Source organism: Nostoc sp. 2RC, from assembly GCF_014222165.1.
GTDB lineage: Bacteria > Cyanobacteriota > Cyanobacteriia > Cyanobacteriales > Nostocaceae > Nostoc > Nostoc linckia.
Genome location: NZ_JACKZU010000443.1, coordinates 1 through 6,163, shown reverse-complemented (window position 1 = coordinate 6,163; position 6,163 = coordinate 1). Strand labels below are relative to the sequence as shown.

At 39.8% G+C, this 6,163-nt stretch carries 5 protein-coding genes; all 5 read right to left on the bottom strand.

Going from position 1 to position 6,163, the window contains the following annotated elements; all coding sequences use genetic code 11:
- Nucleotides 1-30 precede the first annotated feature (30 nt).
- Nucleotides 31-1,407 (bottom strand): alkaline phosphatase family protein, encoded by a 1,377-nt coding sequence (locus GNE10_RS30875; RefSeq protein ID WP_185569667.1) that lies wholly within the window; start codon nt 1,405-1,407, stop codon nt 31-33.
- Nucleotides 1,408-1,583: 176 nt separating this feature from the next.
- Nucleotides 1,584-2,834: a metabolite traffic protein EboE gene (gene eboE, locus GNE10_RS30870; protein WP_185569665.1), complete on the bottom strand. Its 1,251-nt coding sequence runs from the start codon at nt 2,832-2,834 to the stop codon at nt 1,584-1,586.
- Nucleotides 2,835-3,067: 233 nt separating this feature from the next.
- Nucleotides 3,068-4,000, bottom strand: a complete 933-nt coding sequence (eboC, locus tag GNE10_RS30865; RefSeq protein WP_397326710.1) for a UbiA-like protein EboC — start codon at nt 3,998-4,000, stop codon at nt 3,068-3,070.
- Between the two features lie 148 nt (nt 4,001-4,148).
- Complete coding sequence (locus GNE10_RS30860; protein WP_185569669.1) at nt 4,149-5,051, bottom strand: TatD family hydrolase; 903 nt, start codon at nt 5,049-5,051, stop codon at nt 4,149-4,151.
- A gap of 145 nt (nt 5,052-5,196) precedes the next feature.
- Complete coding sequence (locus tag GNE10_RS30855) at nt 5,197-6,057, bottom strand: EboA family metabolite traffic protein (protein WP_185569662.1); 861 nt, start codon at nt 6,055-6,057, stop codon at nt 5,197-5,199.
- Between the last annotated feature and the right edge of the window lie 106 nt (nt 6,058-6,163).

Below are 6,163 nucleotides of genomic sequence, written 5' to 3'. Positions count from 1 at the left end.
CTCCCCACACTCCCCAACTCCCCACCTCCCCTACTCCCTACTCAAATGTTTGAGAATCAAGGAACAAACATCCGTCGGTTCAATGATGTCGCTATCAACTAAGTGAGTTTGATGGGTGATAAATAACGGCCCTTCATTTGTGGAGGTGGTTATATGACCGTGAGAACCACGCACTATGGAAGCATCCAGAGGAATCACATCCATGAGGTAGCGAAAACCAAGTTGTTTCTGTAGTAACTTGAGAGCGATTTTTCCTTGAGGAAATTTAATTTGGGGATTGAGGAAAAGCTCTACAGGATCGTAACCGGGTTTGCGGTGAATATCTACGGTTCTGGCAAAATCAGGGGCTTTGTTGTCGTCGAGCCAATAATAATAAGTAAACCAGGTATTAGGCGCGGCGATCGCCACTAATTCTCCAGATCTGGGATGATTGAGATGGTAGGCTTGTTTACCTTGTTCATCTAATACTTGGGCTACGCCTTGAGTTGCTTCTAAAAGCGATCGCACTTTCGGAATGTAGGCTTGGTCATTCACGTATACATGGGCAATTTGGTGATCCGCCACAGCAAAAGCAATACTAGCACCACAATCGAGCAGTTCTCGCCCCAATTCTTCCCGCACTGCAATTAAGTTATTTTCCCGCAGGATGCGGTTTAAATGTACTGCTTGATTAACAGGAGTAATGCCATACTCAGAAAGAATAATTACCTGAGTATTTCGTGCTTGATAATATTCAATTAACTCTTTACAAACACCATCAATTTCGAGTAAATCTTTTTGAATGCGCTTTTCATCGTGCCCAAACTTTTGTAAACAATAATCTAAATGTGGCAGATAAACTAGTGATAATGTGGGGCTATAACGTTCTTCAATCCATTTAGCAGAATTAGCAATCCATTGACTAGAATTAATGGAAGTTTTTGGCCCCCAAAAATCAAATAATGGGAATTGACCTAAATCAGATTGAATTGGCGATCGCACATCACTAGGATGGGTATAAATATCAGGTAATTTTCTTCCATCCGCAGGATACATTGGCCTTGGTGTAATGGCATAATCCACCGAAGAATACATATTGTACCACCAAAAAAGATTGGCACAAGTGAAATTTGCATCGATGGATTTAGCAATTTCCCAAACTTTAGGAGCTTGTACTAATTTATTCGATTGTCGCCAAAATTTGACTTCACATTCATCTCGAAAATACCAACCATTAGCCACGATTCCATGTTCGTTAGGCAATTTTCCTGTTAAATAAGTAGCCTGAACAGAACAAGTTACAGCAGGTAGTACTGGTTTGATTGGAACTACTTGACCTTTGGCTGCCCAAGTAGATAAAAATGGTGTATTCTTTCCCAGTAAACTAGGTGTTAATCCTACAACATTTAAAACAACAGTTTTTTTCATAAACTTAATTTATTCAGTGTTTGCTTACAAACAATCAGAATTGTGAATTTGATAGCGATTTTTTGTTAAGTGAGGTAAAGATAATATTTGGAAACGCATACCGCCGTTAGGCGTTACCGCAGGGTAGGGACGCAAAGGAAGGCGCAGAGGTACGCAGAGATTTTTACCTTGGCAGATTAGGAAATGCTATAACTTATGGATTCTGAGTTTTTTCCTAATTCTTTTAATATCCAATCATATTCCCGCTCAATGGAAGTCAGTAAATCTATTTTCATTTCTGGTGGTAAAACATCCCAAGTGTAAGTTTCAATTTCTAAATGCGAACAAGCATGATTTGTTTGCAGTAGATGTAAAACAGTAGCAATATCATCTTGGGTAGACTGCAAAATTTGATAATCACGAATAAAAATTGGAACGTGGAAATGAGTACGCCATTCTTGAGCTAGAGATTGCTCTAAATGAGGTAATGCAGTCACTAAATCGGGATAGTTATGTAGCGTACCATCAGTGCGATGTTCGATTACTTGGTGAAGATAGGTAGATTCTGCAAAAGGACGTAAGCGTTCAACAATTAAACTACGTTTTTCAACTTCAGGGGGAATTTTCACTTGAATTGCTGCGCTGATTTGAATTTTACCAATTTTAATTCCTGCTGCTGCTAAACGTGTAAATACAGAATTTGGTTCTTCGTATTCAACTGAAAAATGGCAAGTATCATAACAAAGTCGGATATGTTCTAATAATTTATTTTCTGCTAAATTTTGTTCGATATTTAATTTTTGAAAAAAATAATTACCGCCAATAGGCAATAACCAATTTTGAAAAAAGTCAATTACTTCTGATGTATTTTCAATTAAGCCATCTGGTTCTGGTTCTAAGTCGATATGTAATAATGTTCCTGTTTGTTCCCAGATGCGGATTGCATTTTCAACAACTGATGCCAAATTTAAACAACTTTTTTTGATAACTGAATCGCGAGTTGCTTCGTCTTTTCCCCACCAAGGTTTATAGGATAAGGGCAATGTAGAAATACCGCCATCAAGTCCTTTGGGTAAGAGAGTTGCTAAAATTTGTGTAAGATTTAATGTGTAGTCCAGTCGTTCTTGTGTAGACCAATCTGGTGCATAAACTTGGTCTTTTACTACTTGTCTGTGGAACCCTCCGTAAGGAAAGCCGTTTAAGGTAAAAACATATAAATCCTGCTGAGTTAACCACTCTTTGAATTGAGCTAATTGATTATTTGCTAACAGTTCCTTGGCGGCTATATCTGCTAACCTCAAACCAATACCGAAAGGTTCCGTGGGTGATAAACGTGATTTGAGTTCGGGAATATATTTTTGGAGATTTGCAAATACTTCTACCCAGGTTTCGCCGGGATGAATATTGCTGCAATAAGTTAAATGGAAGTTGTTGTTTGTAATTTTCATTTTCTACATTCTGTATTTATTATTTGCATACAAAGACGCAAAGAGGTTTTTGAAGTATAAATGATTATCAATTTCTTTGAGTTTCTGCGTGAGATTTTGATAATTGTGTGGAGTGGATTTTAAGTCAATACGGTTCAGTTAAGGCTAAAATTCTTGGTCAAATTCAATTTTTTTAACGAACCGCCAAGGACGCAAAGAGAAGAAAGAAAGGCTTAACTGAACTGTATTGGATTTTAAGTAACAGCAAATATTTGTGCTAACTTCATCGAAATTGGTAGCAAAATCAAAACCGCTAAACCGTAATACAAACCTGCAAAACCAGATGCAACAGTGGCGTCTAGAACAATTAGAGACAATACACCGATTTTTACGGCATTGCGGATATTTTCTGGTAAAGGTTCGCGGGCGGCTTTGATGAAATTAGGTAGGATGCGGATAGCTAAGAAAATTGCGAATGGTAAGGCAGCGATCGCTGTATACTCCGGTAAGATTCCTAATGCTAAAATTGCCGTCAAAACTATTGCAATTAAAATGAGTGCTAAGACTCCTGTAATCTTTTTTCCACCGTGAACTTCCCCTTGACTAATAGCGGTAATAGCTGCAATATAAATCACAGGAATCAGTGTTAAATACCAACGTTCTGCAATAATTCCTGGGACAGCACTGACACCTAATAATAAATTACTGCCACGGCACAAACCCATATTCAGCGGCCCAAAAAAAGGATGATGTTTGGCAAGGGAATTATACAGCAATGCTGAAAGGGTAATGAAGATAGCGATCGCCCCACTCAGCCAAGATACTTGAAAAGCTGCTCCAATACCGATGGCAAACAGTAAACTACCTAATAAAGCAGCATTTCTCAACGACACACGACCGCTTGGTATTGCTCTATTTGGTCGTTCTTTTGCGTCTAAATCAGCATCAAATACATCATTAAAAACGATGCCACCGCCGTATAAACCAGTTGTTGCTAATAACAACCAAGCTAATGGAATTAAAACTCCAAAATTAGCGTCACCATTAATTAATTTAATCAAAATAATTCCCGCACCAGAAGCCGCAAAACCAACCAAAATATCAGCCCAAGCAGTAACAATATTAGCCGGACGCATCAATTCCAAATAACCACGCCAGCTTTGAAAATTCCAGCTTGCAACATTCACTTATCAGCCCCCCGAATTTTGTATTTTAGATTTTAGATTTTAGGTTTTGGATTGTGAGAATGACTGCCTTGAAAATAGGGAATAGAAATACAAAGATAATAAGTCATCAGTCATCAGTCATCAGTCAACAATCAACACTCCCAATTTTTTATTCAATCAACACCGAAAGCGAATTAATACCTGGTTCTTGTCCTCGCAACACAGAATTACCATTAAATAGCTGACGCTGGTCGATGGATTGAGGATCGAGCCAATCTGAGGCTTGCATTTGTCCGGTTTGACTGTAAGCAGCTAGGGCATTTTCATAACAAACTGCTCGCACGTGTTCTTCTGGAATGCCACTTTCTAACATCAATTTAGCGGTTTTTGGTACTGCTAATGGATCGCTAATTCCCCAATCAGCACTACTATCAACAATGATGCGATGGCATCCATATTTACGAACAACTTCTACCATCCTGGCGTTACCCATTTTTGTTTGGGGATAAATCGTAAAAGCTGCCCAAAAACCTCGTTTTAATACTTCTTCAACAGTTTCTTCGTTGTTATGGTCGATAACTATTTGTGATGGATCTAAACCATATTCAATACATCGATCCATACTCTTACTTGCACCCGCTTTTTTATTACGATGAGGAGTATGAATTAGCACTAACATATCGAGTTCTTTAGCTAATGCTAACTGTTGACAAAAATATTTATCTTCTGCTTCTGTCATATCATCGTAGCCAATTTCGCCAATAGCCACGACTCCTTCTTTACAAGCATAAAGCGGTATCAGTTCTAAAACTTCTGCCGCCAGTGCTTCATTGTTAGCTTCTTTAGGATTTAAGCCAATTGTGCAGTAGTGCTGAATGCCAAACTGACTAGCACGAAACCTTTCCCAGCCTACTAGACTGCTGAAATAATCTTTAAATGTGCCGGCATGGGTTCGGGGTTGTCCCAGCCAAAACGCTGGTTCAATAACGGCAACAATGCCATATTCCCGCATTACTAGGTAATCATAAGTAGTACGGGAACACATGTGAATGTGAGGATCGATAAACATCATAGGTTTAGGGAATTGAGCATGGGGCACTTGTACTGAGCGTAGTCGTTGGCGCAGCCTCTCGCAGAGAAGTATGGGGCATGGGGCATTGGACAGTCAACAGTCAACAGTCAACAATCAACAGTCATCTCCCCCACTTTCTTTACATTTACACGCTAAAACTATTCCAAGTCAGGTTACCCTGCTTAATGGATGACTGTAAATCTGGATAATGGGAAAGTAATATTTGCGCTTGGGGTAAACCTGATTCAGCACAAGCTAAGGCTGCTGCTTGTTGTTCGGCGATATCGCCATTAATCAGGACTTTTTCTAAATCTGCAACGATGGCACTATCAGCAAATTTACCTACAGATCGCCAAAGTTCTGGGGTAACTGACCGTTTAGCAGCCCAGCGTTCGTGGGCATAGTCTGTCAACATCTTTGCTAATTCTGGGTTAGCGCGGCTATCTAAACCCCAAATTAGATGCAATGGACTACCGACAAACACTGCTTTCAACACCATCTGATTCCAAGCGGCATTATCTAAGTAATTCGCTGGATAGGGATTGCGTAGTGCTACGGCTTGGAATACGTTGAGCATGTTGCTGCGGATTCCCTCAGCAGCACGCTGACGGTGTAATTCTGGATGTGGTAACAGGGGTAAACTTTGATACAGTGCAACTAGCTCGCCCATGTCGGCACTAGAGAAAAGTTTATCGAGCGATCGCACATAACTCTGGGCATCATCGTGGGGTAAAGCTAAAACCAAGAGTGTGCGCCCTGCTCGATCTACAGTCCAATTACCAGGATTCCAATCAGGAATTGCCTCCTGTGCTGCTTCCAAATCTTCGGATGTTAGCTGCAAATTCTGTTTACCCAGGTAACGCGGCACAGCACTAAAAGATGTAAAAAACACTCGCTCAGCAGCACCGCTAGCGATGTGTGCCTGCTTCTGTTCCAGCCAAGCAATACCTGTCTGAGAAACAGATTTTAGTAACCACTGATGTAGTAACTTGTTTACTTTACTCATGATAAATTTCAGGAGAAGTTGCCCAATCTTTTTTAGCGACAACTATGTATAATATCTAGCATTAAATTTGATACTTTGTTCTTCAAACAGTTATATAGTATATTAC